This is a genomic window from Methylobacterium sp. E-005 (assembly GCF_022829725.1).
GTDB lineage: Bacteria > Pseudomonadota > Alphaproteobacteria > Rhizobiales > Beijerinckiaceae > Methylobacterium.
In genome coordinates this window covers 35,058-59,644 of sequence record NZ_JAKSYG010000053.1, presented here as the reverse complement: position 1 = coordinate 59,644, position 24,587 = coordinate 35,058, and the positions used below count along the sequence as shown (strand labels likewise).

The window sequence follows — 24,587 nt, the reverse complement described above, 5'->3', positions numbered from 1 at the left end:
CGATGGACCAGATTCGCACGACGACCCGGACCGATCTCGGCGCGATGGATGCGGTGGAGCTCGGGGCGCTGTTCGCGTCCGGCCGGGCCTCGCCGGTGGAGGCCGCGCAGGCGGCGCTGGCGCGCATCGAGCGGTTCAACCCGCAGGTGAATGCCTTCGCGTTTGTCGCGCCCGAACCGGCGCTCGAGGCCGCGCGGGCCTCGGAGGCGCGCTGGGCCAGGGGCGCGGCGCTGAGCCCGATCGACGGGGTGCCGACGACGATCAAGGAGCTGACCGCCGTCAAGGGTATCCCGTGGCGGCGGGGCTCGAAGCTCACCGGCGAGGCCCCGGCCACCGACGAGATCCTGGTGATGCGGCGCCTGCGCGCCGCCGGGGCGGTCATCCTCGGCACGACGACCTCGCCGGAATTCGGCTGGAAGGGCGTGACCCACGGCCCGGCCTTCGGCAACACCGTCAATCCCTGGCGCACCGACCGGGCCTCGGGGGGCTCCTCGGGCGGGGCCGGCGTCGCCGCCGCCCTGAACATGGGCGTGCTGCACGAGGGATCCGACGGGGCGGGCTCGATCCGGATCCCATCGTCGTTCTGCGGCGTCTTCGGCATCAAGCCGACCTTCGGCTGGCTGGCCACCGACGCGCCGACGCCGCTGCGGGACATGGCCCATCGCGGCCCGCTCACCCGGACGGTGGCGGATTCCGCCCTATTCCTGAACGCCGTCACCGGCCCGTCTCCGGACGGGCTGTACGGCGACTGCCCGAGCCCCGTCCCCGACTGGACGGAGGCGGCCCGCGGCGGCGTCGCGGGCCTGCGCATCGGCTACAGCCGGACTTTCGGCTACGCCCGCGTCGATCCCGAGGTCGCCGCCGCGGTGGACCGGGCCGCCGCCCGCCTCGCCGCGCTGGGCGCCATCGTCGAGGAGGCCGATCCCGGCTTCGCCTCGCCCCTGGAGGCCCTGCGGGTGATCTGGTTCTCCGCCATGGCGGTCCTCGTGGATCGCTTCGCCCGCACCGAGACGGATCGCGGGCGCATGGATCCCGGATTCGTCGCCGTCGCCGAGATCGGGCGCCGCACCAGCGCGGCGGACCTCCTGGCGGCCGAGCAGGTCCGGGCCGAGCTGAAGGTCACGATGGCGCGCTTCCACACGCGTTACGACCTGCTCCTCTCGCCGACCATGCCGGTCACGGCGATCCCGGCGGGCATCGACTTCCCCGCGGGCCAGGGCATGACCGACTGGACCGACTGGAGCCCCTTCACCTACCCGTTCAACATGACCGGCCAGGCCGCGCTCTCGGTACCCTGCGGCTTCGATTCGGGCGGCCTGCCGATCGGACTGCAGATGGTCGCCGCCCGGTTCCGGGACGATATCGTCCTGCGGGCCGCCGCGGCGTACCAAGCCGCATACCCCGAGGCGTTCCCGGACGCCCCGGTGGTCCGGTCCACCTGAGGGCGCAGGGCGCGCCGGCTTTGAAACCGCTTTCTGGATCCCCGATGTCCCATCCCACGATCGACGCCCCCGAGACCGGCATCGGCGCCGGCCTGTCGGTCGTGGCCGAGCCGGTCGATGCCCGGACCGCCGAAGGCATCGCCGCCGCGCAGTACGGCATTGCCGGCACGGCGACGTGGCTCGCCGGGGAGAAGGATTCGAACTTCCGCCTCGATGCGGGGGCGGGGACCGCCTACTTCCTGAAGATCCTGAGCCCCGGCGAGGATCCCGCGGTGTCCCGCCTGCACAGCAACGCCCTGATCCATGTCGCGCAGGCCGCGCCGGACCTGCCGCTGCCGCGCATCGTGCCGACCCGCGCGGGCGAGCCCGACCTGCGCATCACCGTCGCGCCGGAGGATCGCCGCACCGTGCGACTCACGACCTTCACGCCGGGGCGCTCGCAGGCCGCCGGCCCCCGGACCGACGGGCAGCGCCGGGCCGCCGGGGCGCTTCTGGCGCGCCTCCAGGAGGCGCTTGAGGGCTTCACGGACCCGGCGGCGGACCACGTCTCCTCCTGGGACCTGCGGCATGCCGGGCGGCTGCGCGCCGTGCTCGACGTCTTCCCCGAGGGCGGGCAGCGCGACCGCCTCGCCGGCATCCTCGACGCGTTCGCGGCGCGGATCGTGCCCGCCCTGCCGGACCTGCCGCATCAGGTGGTCCACAACGACCTCGGCGGCGACAACATCCTGGTCGATCCCGACGATCCCGACCGGATCACCGGGGTGATCGATTTCGGCGACATGGTCCGCACGGCCCGGCTCTTCGACGTGGCGATCGCGGCGGCCTATCAGCTCGGCCTCGACGCCGATCCCCTCGGCCCGGCCCTGGCGTTCCTGCGGGGCTACGCCTCGGTGGCCAGGCTGTCGGAGGCCGAGGTCGCGCTGCTGCCGACGGCGATCCGGACGCGGATGGCCCTGCGCCTCCTGATCCCGGAATGGCGCGCCCGCCGCTTCCCCGAGCGCCGGGACTACCTCACCCGCAACAGCGCCGGCGTCTGGGGGCAATTCCGGCACCTCGACGCCCTGGCGCCGGCGGCGATCGACGCGGCGATCGCGCAAGCCTGCCGACCCTGAGGCCACGTCATGACTGCCCCTTCCGCCTCCGCCGAGGCCCTGATCGCCCGGCGTCGCAGCCTCCTCGGCGCCTCGTACCGGCTCTTCTACGAGCGGCCGGTCCACATCGTGCGCGGCGCGGATGTCTGGCTGTACGACGCCGACGGGCGCCGCTACCTCGACGCCTACAACAACGTGCCCTGCGTCGGCCATTGCCACCCGCGGGTGGTGGAGGCGGTGGCGCGCCAGATGGCGACCCTCAACACCCATACCCGCTACCTGCACGCGGCGGTGCTCGACTATTCCGAGCGGCTGCTGTCCACCTATCCGGCCGCCTTCGGCCACGTCATGTACACCTGCACGGGGTCCGAGGCGGTCGACCTCGCCCTGCGGATCGCGCGCTACCAGACCGGCGGCACCGGTCTCGTGATCACGCAAAACGCCTATCACGGGACCACCGAGGCCACGGCGGGGATCTCCCCGTCGCTCGGCCCCAACGTGCCCCTCGGCCGCGACGTCTGGACGGTGCCGGCGCCGGACGCCTACCGCAACCCCGGCGTCGATGTCGGCGCGCGGCTGGCCGAGGACGTCCGGGCGGCCTTCGCCGACATGCGCCGCCACGGCGTGCGGCCCGCGGCGTTCATCGCCGACGGCATCTTCTCGACGGACGGGACCCTGGCCGAGCCCGCGGGCTTCCTCCGCCCGGCCCGGGAGGCGGTGCGGGAGGCCGGCGCGCTCTACATCGCCGACGAGGTGCAGCCGGGCTTCGGCCGGACCGGCGCGGGGATGTGGGGCTTCGCTCGCCACGGCATCGTCCCCGACATGGCCGTGATGGGCAAGCCGATGGGCAACGGCCTGCCCATCGCCGGGGTCGCGATGCAGCCCGAGGTGGCGGACCGGTTCGGCCGGGACGTGCGCTACTTCAACACCTTCGGCGCCAACACGGTCTCGATCGCGGCGGCCGGCGCGGTGCTCGACATCCTGGCGGATCAGGACCTCGTGGCCAATGCCGCCGCCACCGGCGCCCTGATGCTGGAGGGGATGCGGGCGCTGATGGCGCGGATCCCGGCGATCGGCGACGTGCGGGGGGCGGGCCTGTTCCTCGGCCTCGACCTCGTCGCCTGCCGGGAGAGCCGCACCCCCGACGCGGCGCTGGCGAAGCGGGTCGTCAACGCCCTGCGGGAGGACGGCATCCTGATCAGCGCGTCCGGCCCCCACGACAACGTGCTGAAGATCCGCCCGCCGCTGACCTTCTCCGCCGAGCACGCCGCGCTGTTCCTTGAGGTCCTGGGCAAAACCCTGGACGATGCGGCCTGACAAGAAGACGACCAGACCTGGCAGGAGACGACCCATGCATCCGGCGGAAGTCCTGGACCCGAGTCCGGCGGCGGGATCGGCCCTGCGCGCCGATCTGCCGAAGGCGGCGCGGGTCTACGCGACCCTGCGCGAGGCCATCATCGCCCTGCAGCTGAAGCCCGGGGCGCGCCTCGTGGAGAAGGATCTCTGCGACGAGCTCGGCGTGTCGCGCACGCCCCTGCGGGACGCGATCCTGCGGCTCGCGCAGCAGCGGCTGGTGACCGTGGTCCCGAGCGACGCCACCTTCGTCAACAAGATCGTCCTGGACGAGGTGATCGAGGGTCAGCTCGTGCGCGAGAGCCTGGAGCTGCGGATGGTCGCCCTGGCGGCCGAGCGCTTCGAACCCGCCCACCGCTCCGCCTTCGAGCTCGTCCTCTTCCGCGAGGCCGACGCGGCGCGGCGCGGCGACAACGCCGAGTCCTTCGCCCTGGACAACGACTTCCACCGGCTCCTGTGCGCCTGCGCCGGCTTTCCCCGGGTCTGGGACACGATCCACCTCGCCACCGGCCAGCTCGACCGCGTCCGGCGCAACGCCTTCCCGCTGCAGAACTTCCACGTGGAGGTGCTCGACGAGCACAGGGCGATCTTCGCGGCTTTGTGCCGGCGGGATGCGGAGACTGCGGTCTCGCTCCTGCGCACGCATCTGGGCGGGACGCTGGACTCGTTGCGGATCCTGCTGACGCGGGAGCCCGATTTCGTCGCGTTCGACCCCGCATCGCCGGCTTTCGCGCTGTTGCGGCGGTCCGAGCAGGTCGGGGACGCCGCGCCACGCGATGCGTCCGAAGGAGCGCCGAGGCGGGGTGCGCGCCGCCGCGCCGCGCCGAGGGCTGGGTAGGGCCATGGCGATCCCCGTCGTTCTCAAGACCGTTCCGGAGCACGCCCGCGTCTGGCACCACGTGTTCGCCGAGGAGGCGCCGGAGCTGCGCCTGATCGACTGGGCGCACGGCACGCGGTTTCCCGGAATCGGCGACTTTGCCGGCTGGAAGCCGCCTGCGGACCTCGCGGTGCAGATGCCGGACCTGCGCCTCGTGTTCTCGGTCGGCGCCGGAATCGATCACCTGCCGCTCGAGGCCCTGCCCGAGCCCGTGCAGATCGTCCGCATGGTCGCCCCCGACGTGACGCGCTCGATGGTCGAGTACGTCACCCTCGGCGTGCTGGCCCTGCACCGGGACCTCATCCCCTACGCGGACGAGACCCGCCGGGGCCTCTGGAACCCGCGCGTGATCCGCACGGCCCGCTCCACCCATGTCGGAATCCTCGGCCTGGGCGTGCTCGGGAGCGCGGCGGCTGCGGCTTTGGCCGGGTTCGGCTTCCAGGTTCGCGGCTGGGCGCGAAGCCCCAGGACGCTGGACGGGGTCACGTGCTTCGCCGGCCGCGCGGCGCTCCCCGATTTCCTGTCCGGCTGCAACATCCTCGTGTGCCTGCTGCCCCTGACGCCGGACACGCGCGGGCTGCTCGACCGGGACCTGTTCCGGCATCTGCCGGCCGGGGCCGCGCTCCTGAATGCGGGGCGGGGCGCCCATGTCGTCGAGGACGACCTGATCGCGGCGTTGGACACGGGCCAGCTCCGGGCGGCCATGCTCGACGTCCTGTCGGAGGAGCCGCCGGCCGCGGATCATCCGCTCCTCGGCCACCCGCGAATCCTCGTGACCCCCCATAGCGCCAGCGCGAGCCAGCCGGATGATGCGGCGCGCCAGATGATCGCCGCGGTTCGGGCCCGTCGAGATGGACAGCCGCTTCTCAACCGGGTCGACCGCAGCCGGGGATTTTGAGCGCCGTCCGACAAGGGCCGGACCCAAACGGCCCGGCCAACCTGCGCAGAGGGCACGGGCGGTCGCCGGCCCTTCACGCTGGCGATCATGACACGGCCAGATTGCACCGCATGCGCCGACTTGCGCTGCGCATTGCGCGCGCGTCCATGCGGACGGCGACGCCACCCTCTTCCCCGGAGCTCTCCCTGGCCAACCTCGGCACAGACGCGGCCGGTCGGGCGGCGCAGAACGCGACCCGATCTGCGGTCTGCCGGAGACCATGGGGCTCGCTGGCGCGCCAGTTTGGCCATGGCAGGAACAGCATATCGCGTTCCACTACGAAGGCCCGGCCGGCCCCGGACCGTCGGTCGCAGACGATCGCGCTCCTGCGAGTCGGCCAGCCGGCACATGCCGAAGCGGCATTGCAGTACCGTCTCCTCGCCCGGCAGCAGATCGAGGGGCCCGTCGTAGATCCGGGTCTCAACGAGGCGACGCCCCGGTTCGAGGTCCCGGTAGCCCCCGCTGATCCGGTGCTGCGCGCCATCGGGCCCCCGCGTCTGCAACCGGAAGTGACCACCAACCCGGAGATCGGTCCCGGCCCGCTCGACCACGTTCGGCCCCGGCGCGAGCCAGCGCTGGACCAGGACCGGGCCGGTCCAGGCCCGATGGAGTTTGTCGTGGGCCGCCTGGACGGTGCGAACGAGGATGACGGCCGGCTCAGTCTCGGTCATCGTCGTCCCCGACATTGCGGAGATCCTCGAGGGCGTCGAAGCGCGCGTCCCAGAATCCGGTGCAGGCCCGCAACCGAGCGAACGCCCGCACACGGGGCTGAGGCTCGATCGAGCCGCGATGGACCCGGCCTCGATCGCCCGGTGGGGAGAAGGCCCGCCTGTTCGAGGACGCGGACGAGCTTGGAGGCGGTCGCCCGCAACAGCGCGTGCGCCGCCGCCAGTTCGGAGATCATGCGCCCACCGGAGGCGCGTTGAGGCACCATCGCCCGGCGGCCCGTCGTCGGTGACCCGGCAACTTCGGGTCGGGGCGGACAGCGGGGTGGCCGCGTGTCACGCGGCTGTCGCCACCGCGATGATAACGGAGCCGCCTACGGCGAACCTCCCAGACCCTATGCCGTCACTCAGCCCGCCCGGCATCGCCGTGGCGGGCCTTTGTCTTGCCTGTGCTTCAAGCCGGTAAGACGTGTAGCATCCCGCCGATCACGCCAAGCGCGCCGAATCCGACCAGCCCTGCAAGGATGTATAACCGCATCCAGCTTTTCCCGGCATACGGCGACAGGCTACCGTCTTCCGGATCTTCGAACCAATCTATCACGGAACCTCGTCGGGTCAGTGCACCGGGGAGCGCGTTCCCTATGGCTGCGTCACGACGATGAGATGACCTTGGCCGCAACGCCCGGCTCGGTCAGTGAACGTGTTGCTGGTCCTGACGCGCGTCCTTGGGCCTTATTCTTCTTCCGCCGGGTCAGGGGAGGCGGCACCTCGCTATCCTCGGCAGCCCGCTGACGCAGCGCGAAATCCTGTATCCGGCGGGCGCGCTCGCCGTCGCCCCCCATGGCGGTGCTAGGGGCGTAGAAGGCCGCTCGGACGATGTCCTTCTGGACGCCTTTGGGTGCTTCTCACGGACCGCAGCAGCGAAGTCCGTGCGCTTGATCCCTGGTCCGGCCAGCCCTCGCAACGTGACGACCAGTTGCTCGATCGCGGCCAGTGTCACCCCTCTGCCGAAGACCATGGTCCGGCTAGCAAGTGCAGAGCAGCGGTTCACAGGCCCTGCGCTGGAGGCGTGACAATCCTGCTCCCACGGCACGAGCGGTGCCGTTCGCAACTCGCCGCCGGACCCGTATGGGTGAAACAGCTTGGCAGAGCTTGGTGATCGATGATGGATCGTCCTCTCATCAGCCTCGCGGTATGGCTTTCACAGCCAGTCGGCTTTCGCAGTACCCGCTTTACGGTCGCTGCAGCCTGAAGGGCCGGCGCCCTCCTCAGCTTCGACGACCATTGGCGCTCGTCTTCAACCGGTTCCTGTCCATCGCCGCCATGCTCCTGGCAGGCGTCATCCTGGTGGCCGGGCACGGGATACCGCAGCGATCCAGATCCAGCGCGATGAACTCCTTCGCGCCGGAGCCGATACGGACGAACGCCTGATCGGGATCGAGGACCTCGATGCCGAGGGTTGGAGAGGCTCGGGAAGGACAAGGCGTCGGTGCCCCCTGCCGAGTCAGAGGTGCCGGGCGTCCGATGAGGACGCCAGCGACGGCCAGCCAACCTGCCTCATGGCGTCGCCATTAACGCTCGGTGGCGTGTCCGAGACCCCCTCCCGTGACCCATGATCACCGCCCGCCCGGCACCGACGCGACGGGCCTTCTTGTCGAGGTGTTCCGAGAGCCTTCCGACCTGCGCAAGCCTAGCCGTGATCGCAACGTCGTACGGCGTGGTTTAAAGGGTGGCGGATCGATCGATGGAGAACAGCAATGAATCAGGACAAAAAGAGCACTTTCCCCGGCTCTATTCTGGACCACCAGGACGCTGTGAAGGCTGAGGCTGAGAAGGTCAGCGCCAAGATCGAAGAGGCGTTCGGAAAGCTGGCCAAGAAGATGCGCGCGCGTGCCGACAAGGCAAAGTCGAAGATGGAAGGGGCACGCAAGCCGGAAAAACGTGCCATCCTCGTGCGACGCTTCGAACTTTACGCCGACGCAGCGACCCGCCTGGAGGAACGTCGTCTTCCGGGCGGTACCGAATAGGCCAAATCCGACACGTGGCGACGCCCGCTTCGGAGCGAGCGCGGGCGGAACGGCCATGACCGGTTGAAGGCCTGCAAAATGCGGTCCCTGACGGTCGAGGCGGGCCGGATCGCCGCCGTCCCTTCTGGGGCCGATCCATCATTTGCCCCGACGAAGCCGGGCCCTGGACCGATCGTCAAGGGTATCCGGACGTGCGGATATCACGGCCGAGCGGGCGGCGTCGGGGAAGCGAAGGACTGGCGCTCTGCGCTGACCTGCCTCTGCACATCGCGTGTACAGCTCGACGGTACCCGGCACGCGCGCATGAGCGGCTTGGCGCGCTCTCCGCCGGAGTGGACCTCGGTTTGGCGCGAGAGCGCGCGTCCCAACAAGGATCTGGAGCTGCGCGTCCCCGCATCCCGAGCGGTGATCCGCGAGCGGCGCGTTCGCCTATTCGCGCAGGCGATCGATCCGGCGGCCTCCCCCCGTTGCCCGGCCGGGCCCGGGGGCGCCCGGACGGTGCAGGTGCCGGGCTGAATGGGGAAGCGCGGACGGTGGCGACCGGCTGCATCGGCGGCCGTTTCGGTCGCGTTTGCCCCGCTGCCCAGGGACAGACCGACCCTTGGAGCGAGCCGATCTGGGCTTTCAATAGGGTTGTAGAGACCCTGCTGTTCGCCGATCAGCATGGGAATGGTGACGGCTTCGAGGGCTATCGGCGGCTCAAAAGACTCGGCGCCGATGTCGAACCCACCGAGGCTCCGTTCCGGGCTCGCATCCGCATCAGCCGCTTCCCACGCATGATCCCGTACCCGCGCGACCTCGGTGGCCCGTACCACAGTCGGGATGGGCGTCGGGCGCGGAGCGACGGCTTCGATCCTGTCGCCCTCCACGTTCCGCTGGACGGCAAGCTCTCAGGCAGCACCCCGGGGGCAGGACAGCGGCTTCGACCGGGCGAGGTCATGCGTGTCGGCACCGCCCGGCCATACGGGACGCAGGTGCGTTCTGCCGTGGGGATCGCCTGCTCCGGAGCGGACGTAGCACTCGGCAGGCAATCGATGTCCGGGCCAAGATCCCCCTGGGACCTCGGCCCACATGATGGGCGGGATCAGCGCCGCGTCAGCGGGACGCCCTTCGTGGTGAAGCTCTGCGCGCCGGCCGGGCGGCGCACGGAGCGCGTCTGGCTCCCCGGCTTGCGCACACCCGCACCGGTTCCCGGGGGCTGCGAGAACGGCACGAGCTGGTCCGGCCGTGGCCCGATGAGGTCCGCGCGGCCCATCTCCCGCAGCGCCTCGCGCAGCAGCGGCCAGTTCTCCGGGTCGTGGTAGCGCAGGAACGCCTTGTGCAGGCGCCGCTGGCGCAGCCCCTTGATGGCGTCGACCGGCTCGCTGCCGCCGCGCTTCACGCCCCGCAGGGTATTGATCTCGGTGTGGTACATCGCCGTGGCGGTCGCCATCGGCGAAGGCAGGAACGTCTGGACCTGATCGGCCCGGTAGTTGTTCTTCTTGAGCCACAGCGCGAGGTGCATCATGTCCGCGTCGGTCGTGCCGGGATGCGCCGCGATGAAGTACGGGATCAGGTAATACTTCTTGCCCGCCTCCTTGGCGGCGGCGTCGAACATCTCCTTGAAGCGGTCGTAGGTGCCGATCCCCGGCTTCATCATCTTGTCGAGGGGGCCGCGCTCGGTGTGCTCGGGCGCGATCTTCAGGCGGCCGCCGACGTGGTGGGTGACGAGCTCCTTGACGTATTCCGGGCTCCTCACCGCGAGGTCGTAGCGCACGCCGGAGGCGACCATCACCTTCTTGACGCCCTTGACCTCGCGGACCTTGCGGTAGAGCCGGATCAGGTCGTCGTGCGAGGTGTTCAGGTTCGGGCAGATATCCGGGAAGACGCAGGAGGGCAGCCGGCACGCCGCCTCGATCTTCGGGTCCTTGCAGGCCATCCGGTACATGTTGGCGGTCGGCCCGCCGACATCCGAGATCACGCCCGTGAAGCCCGGGGTCTTGTCGCGGATCCGCTCGATCTCGCGCAGGATCGAGCCCTCCGAGCGGTTCTGGATGACCCGGCCCTCATGCTCCGTGATCGAGCAGAAGGTGCAGCCGCCGAAGCAGCCGCGCATGATCGTCAACGAGAACTTGATCATGTCCCAGGCGGGGATCTTCGCGTCGCCGTAGGACGGGTGGGGCGCGCGGGCGTAGGGCAGGTCGTAGACCGCATCCATCTCGTCGCTGGTCAGCGGGATCGGCGGCGGGTTGAGCCACAGGTCGCGGTCGCCGTGGCGCTGGACGAGGGGGCGCGCGTTGCCGGGATTGGCCTCCCGGTGCAGCACGCGCGAGGCGCGGGCATAGGCCTCCTTGTCGTCCTTGACCTCGTCGTAGGCGGGGAGCCGGATCACGGTGTCGCCGGGCCGGCGGGTGGCGGCCTCGTCCGTCGAGTCGAGGTCGTCGGCGGGCAGCTCGGTGTAGTGATCGGGCACGCGGCGGAACAGGGCGACGCCCCGGATCGCGTCGAGCTGGTGCGGCGCCTCGCCGGCCGCGAGGCGGTTGGCCACCTCGACCACGGCGCGCTCGGCATTGCCGTAGACCAGCAAATCCGCCTTGGCGTCCGCCAGGATCGAGCGGCGCACCTTGTCGGACCAGTAATCGTAATGGGCGATCCGGCGCAGGGACGCCTCGATGCCGCCGAGCACGATCGGCACGTCCTTGAAGGCCTCGCGGCAGCGCTGCGTGTACACGATGGTGCAGCGGTCCGGGCGCCGGCCGCCCTCGCCGCCGGCCGTGTAGGCGTCGTCGTGGCGCAGACGCCGGTCCGCCGTGTAGCGGTTCACCATCGAATCGAGGTTGCCGCCGGTGACGCCGAAGAACAGCCGCGGCTTGCCGAGCGCCTTGAACGGCTCCGCCGACTGCCAGTCGGGCTGGGCGATGATGCCGACCCGGAAGCCCTGGGACTCGAGCAGCCGGCCGATGATGGCCATGCCGAAGCTCGGATGATCGACGTAGGCGTCGCCGGTCACCAGCACGATGTCGCAGGCGTCCCACCCGAGGGCGGCCATCTCGGCGCGGCTCATGGGCAGGAACGGGGCCGCGTGTCTGGAACTCGGCACTTTGCAGGCGAGAGGAGCCGAGGAAGGCTCGGCGGAAACTTGGATGTCCATGGGGCCAAGTATAGGCCGCTGAAACGGCGAGCTCAACGAAGGGCCAGGGGGGCCGGCGTCGCTCCACCCTCGGATCGGCGCGGGGGGCGGCGAAGGGCCCGTTCGCTGGCTCTGATCGCGGTCGGTCGCGCGGGGCGACCGACCGCGGCTTCGGTTACGCGGCCGGCTGCAGCGCGCTGACCGGCGCAATCGCGCGCACGCTCCGCCCGTCGAGGGCGGCGGCGAGCTTGGCCTCGTCGACCTCGTTCTCCCAACGCGCCACCACGATGCAGGCGACCGCGTTGCCGATGAAGTTGGTCAGCGCCCGGCACTCGGACATGAACCGGTCGACGCCGAGGATCAGCGCCATGCCGACCACCGGCACGGAGGGCACCACCGCCAGCGTCGCCGCCAGGGTGATGAAGCCCGAGCCGGTCACGCCCGCCGCGCCCTTCGAGGACAGCATGGCGACGAGGAGCAGCAGGGCCTGCTCGCCCAGGCTCAGCGGCGTGTCGGTCGCCTGGGCGATGAACAAGGCCGCCATGGTCATGTAGATGTTGGTGCCGTCGAGATTGAACGAGTAGCCCGTGGGCACCACGAGGCCGACCACCGGCTTCGAGCAGCCGGCCCGCTCCATCTTCTCCAGCAGCGAGGGCAGCGCCGATTCCGACGAGGAGGTGCCGAGCACGAGCAGCAGCTCCTCCTTGATGTAGCGGATGAGCTTGATGATCGAGAAGCCGTTGTAGCGGGCGACCGCCCCGAGCACGACCAGCACGAAGATTGCCGAGGTCAGGTAGAAGGCGCCGACCAGATAGGCGAGGTTGGCGAGCGAGCTGATGCCGTACTTGCCAATCGTGAACGCCATCGCGCCGAAGGCGCCGATGGGGGCGACCTTCATGATGATGTTGACGACGCCGAAGATCGCCTCGGACAGGACCTTGATGATGTCGAGCACCGGCTTGCCCCGGTCGCCCAGGAAGGCGAGGCCGAAGCCGAACAGCACCGAGAAGAACAGCACCTGCAGGATCTCGCCGCCCGCGAAGGCGCCCACCGCGGTGGTGGGGATAATGTTCATCAGGAAGTCGACGATGCTCTGCTCCTTCGCCTTGCCGGCGTAGGTGGCGATCGCCTTCGGATCGAGGGATTTCGGGTCGATGTGCAGGCCGTTGCCGGGCTGGAGCACGTTGGCGACGATCAGGCCGACGATCAGGGCCAGCGTCGAGAACGTCAGGAAGTAGATCAGCGCCTTGCCGCCGACCCGGCCGACTTTCTCGAGATTGGTCATCCCGGCGATGCCGGAGACCACCGTGAGGAAGATCACCGGGGCGATGATCATCTTGACGAGCTTGATGAACGCGTCGCCGAGCGGCTTCAGCTCGGCGCCGAGCTGCGGATAGAAGTGCCCGACCAGGATGCCGATCGCCACCGCGACCAGGACCTGGAAATACAGGGTCCGGTAGATCGGCTTCGGCTTGGCGGGCGGATGGAGCGCGGTGGGCGGGGATGGGACGGCAACCATGGGGCGTTCTCCCTGTCGTGGGGTCTGATCGGGGCGGCTGGCACCGGCGACGTTCGGCAGCGTCCGCGCTTGGTTTTGGCCTTCCGGCACACAGCTTTGCCTTGAGGACATGGCTGTGTTTCATTTCCGGAATGGCAACCGTCATGCCACCGGACGGGACCGGGGGGATTTTTATTAACGCTCTGATTTCCAAAGGCATTCTCACGCGCTTCATGGGCGGCCCGGTAGCCCGTCGTGCGGAAATCCGCACCCGTGGGGCGGGAGCGGTCCGGATTTCCGCCCGGGCGGAGGGGCGATGATCGAGGCTCCGGAACCCCAGCGGGGGCGGGCGGCCCGGATCCTGCCGGGCCGCGGCCTCGTCCTCCTCTCCTGTGTGTGCGCCGTCGTCGCCGTGGCGTGGCTCGCCGGGCGCGCCGCGGAGAGCTGGGCGCTTGCGGATCTGCGGCGCGGCGCCCGCTCGGCGATCGGTCTCCAGGTCGGCCTGCTGCTCGCCGAGATGCAGAAGCAGGCCTCCCTGCCCCTGGCGCTCGCCGCCGATCCGGAGGTCGCCGCCGCGGTCGCCACGGGGCCCGGGCGCGACCTCCTGGACCGGGTCGACCGGCGGCTGTCCGAAGTGGCGGCGGCCACCGGCGCGGCGGTGATCTACGTCATCGGCGCCGACGGGGTGACGGTGGCCGCCAGCAATGCCGGCGGGGCCCGGAGCTTCGTCGGGCGCGACTACGCGTTCCGGCCGTATTTCCGGCAGGCGCTTGCCGGGGGCGCGGGCTCGCAATTCGCCCTCGGCACCGTCAGCGGCCGGCCCGGCCTCTACCTCGCCCGGCGCATCGGCGCGGCGGCCGGCGTCGTGGTGGTCAAGGTCGAGTTCGACGCCGTCGAGGCGGCCTGGCGGGCGGCGCAGGAGGTCACCTTCGTCACCGATGCCCGCGGCATTGTCCTCGTCACGAGCGAGCCGGCGTGGCGGTTCGGGACGCTCGACGGCCTCGACGCGTCCGAGCGCGCCCGGATCGAGGCGGGCCAGGAGTTCGGCACCGCGGCGCTGAAGCGGCTGCCCCTGCACGCCACCGGCCAGGCCGACGTCATCCGCGTCGGGCGGGGGGCGCTCCCGGCCTGGACGGCGATCACCACGCAGGCCCCCGTGCCCGGAACCGGCTGGACCCTGCACGCACTCACCCCGGTCGGGACCGCGGTGGAGCGCGAGCGACTGCAGGCCTGGATCATCGCCGCCCTGACCACGGCGCTGGCAGGCTTCGGGGCCGTGGCCCTGGCCGACCGGGGGCGCCGGACGCGGGCGCGGCTGGCGGAGGCGGCCGCGCGCCGGGCCGAGCTGGAGAGCCGGGTCGCGGAGCGGACCCACGCCCTGCGGGAGGCCAATGCGCAGCTGCGCGCGGAGATCGAGGAGCGGCAGCGCGCCGAGTCCGAGCGCGAGCGCCTCGGCCGCGAACTCGCCCAGGCCGGCCGGCTGACGGCTCTGGGCCAGTTCGCCGCCAGCATGGCGCACGAGATCAACCAGCCGCTCGCGGCGATCCGTTCCTACGCGGACAACACGGCGGTCCTCGTCCGGCGCGGGCGGACCGAGGATGCGGCCGAGAACGCCGTCGCCATCGGCCGGTTGACCGACCGCATCGCCGGCCTGACCCGGCAGCTCAAGGGGTTCGCCCGGCGGGCCTCGCCGCGGCGGGAGCCGGTCCCGCTGGGTTGGGTGCTGGACAATGCCCTGGAACTGGTGCGCGCCCGGGCCGCCGCCCTGGGCGTGCCCCTGGAGGCCGACGCGGTCGATCCGGAGCTGCGCGTGCTGGGGGACGGCCCGCGCCTGGAGCAGGTGCTGGTCAACCTGCTCCAGAACGCCCTCGACGCGGTGGCGGGGCGTCCCGACGCCCGGGTCGGCTTGCGCGTCGGTCTCCGCGTCGACGCCGCGGGCGCCGAGCGTGTGGCGGCGGAGGTGGCCGATACCGGCCCCGGAATCCCGCCGGCGGAGCGCGGCCAGATCTTCGATGCGTTCTTCACGACCAAGAGCGACGGCCTTGGGCTCGGCCTCGCCATCGCCCGCGGGATCGTGGAGGATTGCGGCGGCAACCTGACCCTGGTCGACGAACCGGGAACCGGCACGGTCTTCCGGGTCGAGCTCATCCGAGCCGGGCGGACGGATCGGGCTGCGGAACAGGTCGTGGGGGCGGTGCAGTGAACGGAGACGGAGGCGGGGCGCCCGAGCGCATCGTGTTCATCGACGACGAGGCCGAGGTGCGCCGGGCCAACGGCCAGAGCCTGGAGCTCGATGGTTTGTCCGTCGAGGCCTTCCCGGCGGCCGAGCCGGCCCTCGCGGCGATCCTGGCCGCCCCGCCCGGCGTCGTCGTCAGCGACGTGCGTCTGCCCGGACTCGACGGGATCGGGCTGCTGGCCCGGCTGCATCGGGTTGATCCGGACCTGCCGGTGATCCTGATCACCGGCCACGGCGACATCCGCATGGCGGTGGCGGCCATGCAGGGCGGGGCCTACGACTTCCTGGCCAAGCCCTATCCGGCCGAGGCCCTCGTCGCCTCCGTGCGCCGGGCGCTGGAAAGGCGGCGGCTGGTGATGGAGAACCGGGCGCTCCGCGCCCGTCTCGACGCGGCGGTCGATGAGGACCCGACCTTTCTGGGCGATTCCCCCGAGATGGTCCGCCTGCGGGGCCTCGTGCGCGAGGTGGCGCGGGCCGATGTCGACGTGCTGGTGTTCGGCGAGACCGGGTCCGGCAAGGAGGTGGTGGCGGGCGCCCTGCACCGCTGGAGCCGCCGCGCCGGGCGCAACCTCGTGGCGATGAATTGCGGCGCCCTGCCCGAGACCGTCGTGGAGAGCGAGCTGTTCGGTCACGAGGCCGGTGCCTTCACCGGGGCGATCAAGCGTCGCGTGGGCCGCATCGAGCATGCCCAGGGCGGCACGCTGTTCCTCGACGAGATCGAGAGCATGCCGCTGCCGCTCCAAGTGAAACTTCTGCGAGTGCTCCAGGAGCGCAAAGTGGAGCCGCTGGGCACCAACGAGGTGCGGCCCGTCGATATGCGCGTCGTGGCGGCCACCAAGGTCGATCTCGGGCAAGCCGCGGCGCAGGGCACATTCCGGGACGATCTCTACCACCGCCTCAACGTCATCACGGTGGCGATCCCGCCCCTGCGCGACCGGGGCGATGATGTGATGCTGCTGTTCGAGCATTTCCTGCGCCGCGCCGCCGCGCGCTTCGGGAAGGCGGTGCCGGCGCTCACCCTGTCCATCCGCAACCACCTCCGGGGGCACGCATGGCCCGGCAACGTCCGCGAGCTCGGTCACTTCGCCGAGCGCTGCGCCCTCGGCCTCGTCGATGCGCCCCAGGTCGCGCAGGAGGCGTCCGCCGGAACGCTGGCCGAGCAGGTGGACCGCTATGAGCGTCGGCTGATCCGGGACGAGCTGCACGTTGCGGGCGGGGACGTGCGCGCGGTTGCCGAGGCGCTCGGCCTCCCGCGCAAGACCCTCTACGACAAGATGAGCCGCCACCGGCTTAACCCGGCCGATTACCGGTGATGTTCAGTCCGACGATTGCCCTATCTGACCGGCTCGGATCTGCTGTGTCTCTACCCAATTCGACCCGTCAGTTTCGGCCGGCCGCTGCCATCCGAGCCCAGGGATGCTGAGGTCCGATGGTCGAGCCGCCGCGCTCCGAAGCCGTCCTTCCGCTTCCGGCCCATTTCAGCCAAGCCCGGGCGTCCGCTTGTTCCAGTTTTGCGCCCGAAAGCAGCTCGGCAACAATCCACCCCGCGCAGTCATTCCGCTCGCGGCCTGCCGCAGTCGCTCGCATGCGCCCGTGCGGACCCCGAGAGTGGGCGTAGATCTCGCTGCTGCGATGGTAGTAATGCGCTCATGCCAGTCGTTCGGCGCCTTCTTTATCATTGCAGAAGAAAGCTCGCTATGCGGATGGAACGAATTCCATCATTGCCGCGGTTTGCCAGGTCTGGATAAATAGCTGTTCCCCCTTTGCGACATGGGATGGTTTGTTTCTTGGGGTCGCCAGCCGTTCTAAACGACGTCGCTGTTCCTCGGTACGACAGGATCGAGAGATCTTTGACGTCGGAACGCAGCTCAATTCCAAAGTCGAGGCAGTGGTCTCCGTCATCAGACCGATCCCGCGTCGAACTACTCTCCCTGTCGGGGGATGTAGATCTCATCGACAGAGCAGTATCAGGCCTCGCACGGTGACACGCGTCTGGGTCGGCGCCACCATCGACAGGGGCCAAGGCCTGTTTTCGCGCGCTCAATGCTCGGACATCGCATGTGGTCGCGATGGGTTGGTCGATGGTCGGGAAAGCCGATTTGGCGGCGCCGGCTCACGCCGGGCGGCCGCCTCAATGAGGTCGCAGGCATCGGCAATTCCGTCGCGTCCGGCACAGAGCTCCCGCACACGCGCGCAGGCTTTCGCCATGGCCGAATCGGCGAGGATTCGCGCCAGGATGTCGGCGCCGGCCTCCGACAAGTCTTCGTGGTTGAGACGACTGCCAAGGCCAAGCTTCGCAATGCGCTCCGCGTTATCGCCTTGGTCGAAGCCGTTAGGCACGACGATCTGTGGAATGCCGGCCGCGAAGGCGTCCGAACAGGTTCCGATGCCGCCATGATGGATGACGGCCTTTGACCGGCGGAACAGAGCGCCAAAGGGGGCGTAGCGGGCGATCAATTGATTTGGCACGCGGATCGCAGCGACCCGTTCGGGCCGACCACAGACGAGGACGGCACGCTGCCCGGCCTCGGCGCAGGCGTGGGCGGCCGCTTCAAAAAACTTGCGCCCGTGCTGCATAGACGACCCGCACGTGATGACGACCGGGGCGGGGCCATGATTGAGAAAATCATGCAGCTCCTGGCTGAGCTGATCGCTGTTTCCGTATCGCCCGGCGTGCGGAAAGGCGACTTGCGTTGCCTGCTTCGGCCAATCGGATTGCGGCTGAGCGAACCACGGCGGTGCCATAAGCAGCAGGTGGTCTGGCGAGGGCAACCAATCCGACAGGTTGCCGATTGCCGAGAGCCCATATGACCGGCGAAGATTGTTCAGCGCAGGCAGGCGGGCGGGATCGACAATCGTGTGTTCGATGATGCGCTGCAGGGCATGCTTGGCCATAGACGGCAACCAAGACGGCAAGTTCATGCCCGGGAGTTCCGGAGGCGCGTGGCGGCTGCGCATCAGGAACGGCGCCAGATATGTCGTGATCAACGGGAAGCGGTGCGCGTCGCGTGCCATCCGTGCACCGAAGCTGAGCGGTCCGGCCACCGCGAGGAACGGGCGTCCCCGTGCGCCGGCTTCGGCCCTTTCGCGGCTGATGACAGCCAGATCGGTTGGCGCCAGCTCGACGGCCAGGTCGAACATCAGTCGCAAACCCTCGGTCGGATGCCAGAGGTGCGGATTGGCATGCACTTCGTCCATGCGTTCGGCGCTGCAAAGCGCGTGAAAGCCGAGCCCCGATTTGATGACATGCGCTTCGAAATTTCGTGATGTCACCACACTGACATCGTGTCCGCGCGCGGCCAGTTCCGCGCCAAGAGCGATGAACGGCAAAACGTCGCCATGACTTCCAAACGTCGACAGGACGATACGTACCGAGGTGAGATCTTTCACAATCATGACGCGGGCCATCTGGGCAGAATTGTCTGCACTGCCGGCCCTCTAGACACGGGTACAGTTGGGTGGACACGCCCGTTAGACGTCCGGCATTGGCCGGTGAGAGGCTTCCTCGGGCGGCGAACTGAGAGGCAGGGGGAGGACAGCGGATCCGCTTCCGCGACACCGTGCCGAATGCGGCTCACAAACCGGTTGTGCGCAATCAGGTTCCCTCAGCGCGGCCGTTTTGTGCCCATGCCTTCCCTTGCTGCCCATGTCGGTCACGTCGATCGCGCCACGCGGAGGGCGTCGGCTGCAGGCGCGACCGATAGGGAAGCTCTGACAACGCCAAGCCTGACCCACCGTGTCCATCGGCCTGATTTGACCGAAATGATCCGAGCTATCTTGGCTTTTGGGCTGAGTATAAATTGCAAACATTTTCGGCAAGATTATGCAGATGGAACTGTATGTCGGACGCGCGATGCCATTTTTCTCGTGTTGACTGTCGCAGGATTGGGCCGCATCGCCGAATTGGCAGTTTTTGGTGCGATTCTTGAGATGCGGATTTGCCGAAGGGGAAGGACCAAACGCCTGACACCGGAGGAGGGCCGACAGGGTCGACGCCGCCCGGTGCTCGTCGTGCCCGGGATCAGTGTCGCATGGATGAGCGCCGCCCTGTGCGGCCCGGAGACTTGGCAGGGGCGGGAATCGTCACCTGACCAAGCCAGCCCGAGCCGAGCTGCATCGTGATCGCAGATCACCGGTTCCGCGATCCGCCCGTCTGGGCGAAAGCCGCAGCGGGCTAGGGCGTCTCGGCAGTGATCGTTCGCAGCAGGGGTGCGTGCCCCACGTGGTGTTGGCGCAGCGCTCTGAAACGACGGAGTCACAGCGGGAGTCCATCACTTCGCTGTCGCCTCCGCAGAAGCCGTCCACGGGCATGGCCCGGGAAAGACTATCCGCGCTGCCGTGCTGTTGTGGCGATGGTGTCGGGCCGGTCCGCCGCATCGCCACCCTCAACGAGCCCGCCATGGTCACGCTGGGCCTGATCATGGCGGGCCTCTCATGACGTGCAGAGATGCCCTTGCGCACGGTGGCGCCTACCGGCGCGGCGCCCTGGCCGGCTCGGCTCCGAGGCGACGCATGCAAGCGTGGTAGAGTTCCGCCCCGAGGCCATACGGCGTCAGACCTTTCGGATTCGGCGCCGTGAAGACATGATCCCGGGCCTCGCCGCGGCATTTGGCGTCCTCGGGGCCTTTGATCGGCTGGTTCTGGGCGAAAGCCGACGCGGGCACGCCCGCCAGCAGGACGGCCGCCGCGAGCCCCATCCGAAGCTCCCTCATTTGCCACCTCCGGCCTGATAGGCGTCGATGGCGCGCCGACAATTCTCCGAAAGCTCCTTCCGGTGTTCGGCGAAGCAGGCATCCATCTTGTCGCTGTCCGGATCGACATCCCCGCAGAATGTCGTGGCGTCGCCCGTGCAGAAACGCTTGAGATCCTCGTTGCCCCGCTTTGAAGCGGCGAGGGCGGGGGCGGTCGTCAGGAGCGCGATCGTCATCGCAAGGTTGAGAAGGCGGATCATCGTCCCTCGTCGTGGTCGCATCTTGTGGGATAGGGCAAAAATCGGAGCTCCGAGCGGTGCGCCCGTTCTAGGACCCGGTGAGCAGGCCGGCGGATTGAACCGCGACGACGACCAGGGTGCAGAGCGCGGCCGCAGCCACCGCGTACGACACGATTTTCATGAACGTCGTCATGGGACGGTTCCTGGTGTTCCGGGCCTCCCGTCGTCGGAGGCCGGTGGAAGAGACGGTGAGCCCCGGTCCAAGACCCGGGGACAGGGAGGTGCGTTCAACCGGCCTTGCGGTCCCGCCCTCGCGAACGGGGGCGGGCGCCGTGCGCGGTCAGCGCGACGATTGGGGCAGAAGGTTCCTGGCCTCCTGGACCGCGTCGCGACAGGACTGATCGCCCTTGGCGTTGAGGTCCGTCGCCCGCTGCAGCGCGCTCTTCGCCTGCGAGATCTTGTCCTCGGAGGAGAGGTTCGCGGACGTCGACGGGGCCTCGCCCTGTGCTGCCTTCGCGGCAGCGGTCGGCTTGTTCTCCGATTGCGCCCGGACATCCGCCGGCGAGGTCGCCACCTGACCGTTCGCCACGGCATTGGCCTGGGCGGTTCCGGTCGCGGCGGCCACGGGGCCAGCCACGCCGCCGACCGTCCCGGGCGAGCCACCGCCCTCACGGGTCACGCCGTCGCGCGGCTTGTCGTGACCGGACTCCGCAGCGGTCATTCCGGTCGTGTCGGCGGTCTGCCCGGCGGAGCCCGCGTTCGGCCCCTTCTGCTGGCCCGCGTCCGGCTGGGAGACGGGTGCCCCCATCCCGACCTGCGTGCCGAGGTCGCGCTTGAGCTTGGCGATATCGTCCGTGCAGGGGCCGCCTTCCTGGGCGGAGGCCACCGTCGTAGCACAGGCGAAGGCGGCGATGGCCGCCGCGCTACAGAACATCTTGAGGCGCAAAGACGTTATCCTTCCAGTTTGACCGCCTTAGAACAGCAATCCAGACCTTTCGTTCGACTATAGGGAGCAGTTATTTGCCGTCAGCGGCAACTTGCCACTGTGATGGATTAAAGTCAGCTTTTCTGCGACTCGAAACAGGCGCGGAATACCGGTCTGCGGGTGGCCGCGCGACGCCCCAGGGGCGGTGGCGCCTCAGGTGCCTTTTCCGCGAAGATGGCTCGCCGACACGATGCGAGCCGTAGCCTTCGGAGATTCCCCGGGGCCGGGCGGCCTCAATGGGGCTGCTCATCCCCGCTGATTGCTCCGTCGTGCTCCTGCGGCAGGACGAAGATCTGTCCGGGAAAGATGAGATCGGGGTCGCGGATCTGATCCTTGTTGGCGTCGAAGATCAGGGTGTAGCGCTCGCCCTCGCCATAGACGCGCCGGCTGATCCGCCACAGGCTGTCGCCGCGCTCGATGCGAGCCGTCTCGATCCCGGGGATCTGGACGTCCGATGAGCCTGTTCCGGCGCCGGGCGGCATGGTCGCGGCGAAGCTGCCCGTCGTCGCGGGCCGCACTGGGTCCACCCGGCGTTCTCCCGTCGAGATCGTGGCCGCTGAGGAATACCGGTCCGGGGCCTCAGGCCCGGCGGCTCCACGAGCCGGGCCCTGCCCGCGGGCGGAATATTCCACCCCCGCGTCGTTGCCGGGGTCGGGCGCCGTGAACGGGACCTCCGCCCGGTCGCCGACCCGGCCCGTCCTGGGGTCGATCAGGTCGAGACGGACCTTGTAATCCCCCGGCTTCAGGCCCCGGCCGACCGTGAAGGTCACCGTGCCGTCGCGGCCGACGGTGGCGGGGGCGATCAGCGTCTCGTTCAGGTAAAGCCTGAGGTCGGCTCCGGGTGCTGCCCTGGCGGTCACGAACAGTTTCCCACCGTCCTGGGCATCGATGCTCACCACTTTGGGAGAAGCCGCCGTCTCGCGGTCGCGTGCGGCCGCCCGGTTTGGCTCACGCGCGGGCTTCGCCGGATCGGATGAAGACCCGCCATCCTCCCGGCCCGACCGCATTCGCAGACCCGCAGCGTCGCCAAGCTCGGAGCCGCGTGAGTCCGCTGTGGGGTTCGTCGCGTTGCGGGCGGGGGCAGGGGTATCCGGTCGCTCCGCGACGACGGCATCCGCTCGGTTTGCCGGGCTTGCCGGCGCGTCGGCGGCGATGCGGTTTGAGCCCGCATCCGGTTGAGACAGGACCAGGGTCGGCTGGCCGGCCGCGGTGACAGCAACGAGCGGCTTGGTATCCCGCGTCTGCGCGATCACGACCGCGACGCGCGCCGTCGAGCGCAGTGTGTCGCCCCTCTCGTCCGTCGCACGCAGAGCGATCTCGCTGTTCCCGGCGGGGAGCGGCGGCGGCGTGAGCGTGACGTGTCCATCGGCACCGGCTTGCGCGCTCGCGACGGGTTTGCCGTTCACGAGCATCGTGATCTCGGCGTTCGGTGCGGCCCGTCCGGCGATGACGGTGTCGCCGTTCGGCTCGACGCGCACGACGTCGAAACTCGGCGCGGGCCCTGCCGGCGGTTGCGACGGGGGACGGTCGGCGGTCGTGCCGGGCTCGGGCCTACGGACGGACCCGGTCGGCGTCTCGCCCGCGGGAGGCGGCGTGCGAGCCGTTCCGGCATCCGGAGCCGACAGGGCGGCCAGCGGCTTCGTGTCGCCGTCCGGCGCGGGGTGCCCGGTGCCCGGCACCGCCCCACTCACCTGATAGATGAGGCCAACCAGTCCCGTGAGGAGCAGAAGGCACACCACCAAGCCGACGGCGAAGCCACGCCCGCCGCCCGTGCTTCCGAAGCGCTCTCCTCCGGTATCGACGCCGGTTGGGCGCAACTGAGCGCGTTGAGGCCAAGGCCTAGTGCCGCCCCCTTGTGTCGAGTGATCGGGCGCGTCGCTCGTGATCGGCTGCGGGTTGGCGACCGGGATCGGTCCCTTCGCCCTGTGCGCCCCTGGCCGCCGGACGAGGAGTGCGATGACGGCGCCGATCCCGGCGAGCGCAGCGACGAGGGCCGCCGCGAGGATGCGGCGCAGGACGGTCGTCATGGCGTGTCGGTCCCCCCGGAGCCGTTAAACGGGCCGGTCGATGCCGGCCCGCGTCGAATCCCCGGTCGCCGGGCAGGGCGACCGGGACCTCACAGCCTCGCTGTCAGGCGAGCCGGCGACCGTCGGTCGCGTAGCGGTCGATGGCGGAGGGCAACGTGCGCGACAGGCGCGCGAGGATGTCGGACCGGCTCAGGCCGGTCTGGTGCGTGAGGTGGTCCAGGGTCTGGGGCCCGATGACGCGCTCCAGGTCCGCCTCGCCGATCTCCCGGTTGGCGCCCTGGTTGACCCAGGAACTGGCGGTCTCGCCGTGCCCGCCCTTGGTGAAGTGCTCGACCAGTTCGGACAAGCCGCTCGCGATCAGCCCGCCGACCCCGGCCGAGCCGACGCCGCCCAGCACGCGCTGCAGGTTCGACGGCATCGTCGCACTGGCCTCCGGGGTGGCCCGGGAGGTCGGCGGAAGGGTCGCGTCGTAGCTGTCGCGGGTCGGGGCGCCGAGCCAATCGGCGATCTTGTCTCTGTTCTGGTAACCCGCCACGGCGAGCAAGCCGAGCAGGGCCGTCATCGAGGGATATCCGTCGCTCATGTCGTGTCCTTGTCCGTGAGAGGCCGTTCGCGGGCGTCGGGTTCGACGGTCAGTAGCCCCGGCGTGGCGGCGTGGCGGCGCGACCGTTCAGGCGACGGGTGACGTAGGCGACCACCCGCGGCAGGACGAACAGGGTGAGAAGCTTGCGGATCATCGGGATCTCCAGGGGTTAGTGACGGGGGGAGCGGGCGAGCCAGCCCAGGGCGAAGGCGGCGCCGACGAAGGCGAGCAGCGTCGTCGTACGGTTGGCATCGGCGTAGCGGATGGCGCGGCGGCCCTGGGTTTTCACCCGGCGGCGGGCTTCCTCGGCATAGTGTCGGCCGTCGTCGATGAGGTGGTCCGCCCGCTCCCGCGCCTCGTGGGCGAGATGGCGGCCATCCTCGGCGAGATCCTCCGCCCGGTCGCGGGCGCGGCCATAGGCGTACTGGGCGCCGCCGGCCACTTGGTTCACGGCGCCGCGGACCCGACGGGCCGGGTCGCCGGCGAGGCCACCGATCGCGGTCTGCGCGCGACCCTTGAGGTGACGGGACGCACCACGGATCTGGTCGCGGTTCATGGGATGTCTCCTGTGTCGGATGGACGAGGGGGGCGGCGCCGGATGCACCCGCGCCGCCTGGTCACGCTCAGCGACCGGTGATCTTGTCGGCGAGGGACTTTGCGCCGTCCTTGACGTCACCCACCGTCTTCTGGGCTTCGCCCTTCAGCTCCTGCGCCTTGCCCTCGGCCACGAGCTTGTCGTTGCCGGTGACGCTGCCCGCGGCCTGCTTGACGTTGCCGACGGCCTCGTTGGCCAGACCCTTGAGATTGTCGGTGGTGCTGCTCATCGT

Annotated in this window: 18 protein-coding genes and 1 pseudogene; 8 read left to right on the top strand and 11 right to left on the bottom strand. The window is 69.9% G+C overall.

Annotated elements, in window-relative coordinates:
- Positions 1-2: 2 nt before the first annotated feature.
- The 5 genes from MKK88_RS05260 to MKK88_RS05240 are packed head-to-tail and all read left to right on the top strand — an operon-like array spanning position 3 to position 5,661.
- Positions 3-1,442, top strand: a complete 1,440-nt coding sequence (locus tag MKK88_RS05260) for an amidase (protein ID WP_243997567.1) — start codon at positions 3-5, stop codon at positions 1,440-1,442.
- Positions 1,443-1,486: 44 nt separating this feature from the next.
- Positions 1,487-2,554, top strand: coding sequence for a phosphotransferase (locus tag MKK88_RS05255; protein ID WP_243997565.1), 1,068 nt, complete (start codon positions 1,487-1,489; stop codon positions 2,552-2,554).
- Between the two features lie 9 nt (positions 2,555-2,563).
- Positions 2,564-3,850: an aspartate aminotransferase family protein gene (locus MKK88_RS05250; protein WP_243997564.1), complete on the top strand. Its 1,287-nt coding sequence runs from the start codon at positions 2,564-2,566 to the stop codon at positions 3,848-3,850.
- A 34-nt stretch (positions 3,851-3,884) separates the two neighbouring features.
- A complete protein-coding gene (locus tag MKK88_RS05245) occupies positions 3,885-4,724 on the top strand; it encodes a GntR family transcriptional regulator (RefSeq protein ID WP_243997562.1) in 840 nt (279 codons plus the stop codon).
- Positions 4,725-4,728: 4 nt separating this feature from the next.
- The gene (locus MKK88_RS05240) at positions 4,729-5,661 is read left to right on the top strand and encodes a 2-hydroxyacid dehydrogenase (RefSeq protein ID WP_243997560.1); all 933 of its coding nucleotides are present in this window, start codon (positions 4,729-4,731) and stop codon (positions 5,659-5,661) included.
- A 467-nt stretch (positions 5,662-6,128) separates the two neighbouring features.
- Here the strand turns inward: MKK88_RS05240 and MKK88_RS05235 are convergent.
- Positions 6,129-6,371, bottom strand: a pseudogene (locus tag MKK88_RS05235) (SRPBCC domain-containing protein); the annotation flags it as partial.
- Positions 6,372-8,122: 1,751 nt separating this feature from the next.
- Between MKK88_RS05235 and MKK88_RS05230 the strand changes: the two are divergent.
- A complete protein-coding gene (locus tag MKK88_RS05230; RefSeq protein WP_243997558.1) occupies positions 8,123-8,392 on the top strand; it encodes a hypothetical protein in 270 nt (89 codons plus the stop codon).
- Positions 8,393-9,476: 1,084 nt separating this feature from the next.
- On the opposite strand, the gene MKK88_RS05225 is transcribed toward MKK88_RS05230, so the two are convergent.
- Together MKK88_RS05225 and MKK88_RS05220 are read right to left on the bottom strand one after the other, a co-directional pair.
- Positions 9,477-11,522 carry a YgiQ family radical SAM protein gene (locus MKK88_RS05225; RefSeq protein ID WP_243997556.1) on the bottom strand — a complete coding sequence of 682 codons (2,046 nt, stop codon included), beginning with the start codon at positions 11,520-11,522 and terminating at the stop codon, positions 9,477-9,479.
- A 154-nt stretch (positions 11,523-11,676) separates the two neighbouring features.
- Positions 11,677-13,020, bottom strand: a complete 1,344-nt coding sequence (locus MKK88_RS05220) for a dicarboxylate/amino acid:cation symporter (RefSeq protein WP_243997554.1) — start codon at positions 13,018-13,020, stop codon at positions 11,677-11,679.
- A 295-nt stretch (positions 13,021-13,315) separates the two neighbouring features.
- Between MKK88_RS05220 and MKK88_RS05215 the strand changes: the two genes are divergently transcribed.
- Complete coding sequence (locus MKK88_RS05215) at positions 13,316-15,202, top strand: ATP-binding protein (protein WP_243997552.1); 1,887 nt, start codon at positions 13,316-13,318, stop codon at positions 15,200-15,202.
- Positions 15,199-16,548: a sigma-54-dependent transcriptional regulator gene (locus MKK88_RS05210; protein WP_243997550.1), complete on the top strand. Its 1,350-nt coding sequence runs from the start codon at positions 15,199-15,201 to the stop codon at positions 16,546-16,548. Before MKK88_RS05215 ends, MKK88_RS05210 begins: the two co-directional genes overlap by 4 nt.
- Before the next feature lie 727 nt (positions 16,549-17,275).
- Here the strand turns inward: MKK88_RS05210 and MKK88_RS05205 are convergent.
- From MKK88_RS05205 to MKK88_RS05170, 8 genes are all read right to left on the bottom strand, one after another.
- Positions 17,276-18,643 carry a glycosyltransferase gene (locus MKK88_RS05205; protein WP_243997549.1) on the bottom strand — a complete coding sequence of 456 codons (1,368 nt, stop codon included), beginning with the start codon at positions 18,641-18,643 and terminating at the stop codon, positions 17,276-17,278.
- 1,061 nt (positions 18,644-19,704) lie between these two features.
- Positions 19,705-19,947, bottom strand: a complete 243-nt coding sequence (locus tag MKK88_RS05200; RefSeq protein WP_243997547.1) for a hypothetical protein — start codon at positions 19,945-19,947, stop codon at positions 19,705-19,707.
- Complete coding sequence (locus MKK88_RS05195) at positions 19,944-20,186, bottom strand: 3',5'-cyclic-nucleotide phosphodiesterase (protein WP_409566622.1); 243 nt, start codon at positions 20,184-20,186, stop codon at positions 19,944-19,946. The genes MKK88_RS05200 and MKK88_RS05195 overlap by 4 nt, the downstream gene beginning before the upstream one ends.
- A 319-nt stretch (positions 20,187-20,505) precedes the next feature.
- Positions 20,506-21,111, bottom strand: a complete 606-nt coding sequence (locus tag MKK88_RS05190; protein ID WP_243997545.1) for a hypothetical protein — start codon at positions 21,109-21,111, stop codon at positions 20,506-20,508.
- A 272-nt stretch (positions 21,112-21,383) separates the two neighbouring features.
- Positions 21,384-23,177 (bottom strand): LysM peptidoglycan-binding domain-containing protein, encoded by a 1,794-nt coding sequence (locus MKK88_RS05185; protein WP_243997543.1) that lies wholly within the window; start codon positions 23,175-23,177, stop codon positions 21,384-21,386.
- 103 nt (positions 23,178-23,280) lie between these two features.
- Complete coding sequence (locus tag MKK88_RS05180) at positions 23,281-23,760, bottom strand: YidB family protein (protein ID WP_243997540.1); 480 nt, start codon at positions 23,758-23,760, stop codon at positions 23,281-23,283.
- A gap of 169 nt (positions 23,761-23,929) precedes the next feature.
- Positions 23,930-24,316 (bottom strand): CsbD family protein, encoded by a 387-nt coding sequence (locus MKK88_RS05175; protein ID WP_243997538.1) that lies wholly within the window; start codon positions 24,314-24,316, stop codon positions 23,930-23,932.
- Between the two features lie 67 nt (positions 24,317-24,383).
- Positions 24,384-24,584 (bottom strand): CsbD family protein, encoded by a 201-nt coding sequence (locus MKK88_RS05170; RefSeq protein ID WP_243997536.1) that lies wholly within the window; start codon positions 24,582-24,584, stop codon positions 24,384-24,386.
- Positions 24,585-24,587 lie beyond the last annotated feature (3 nt).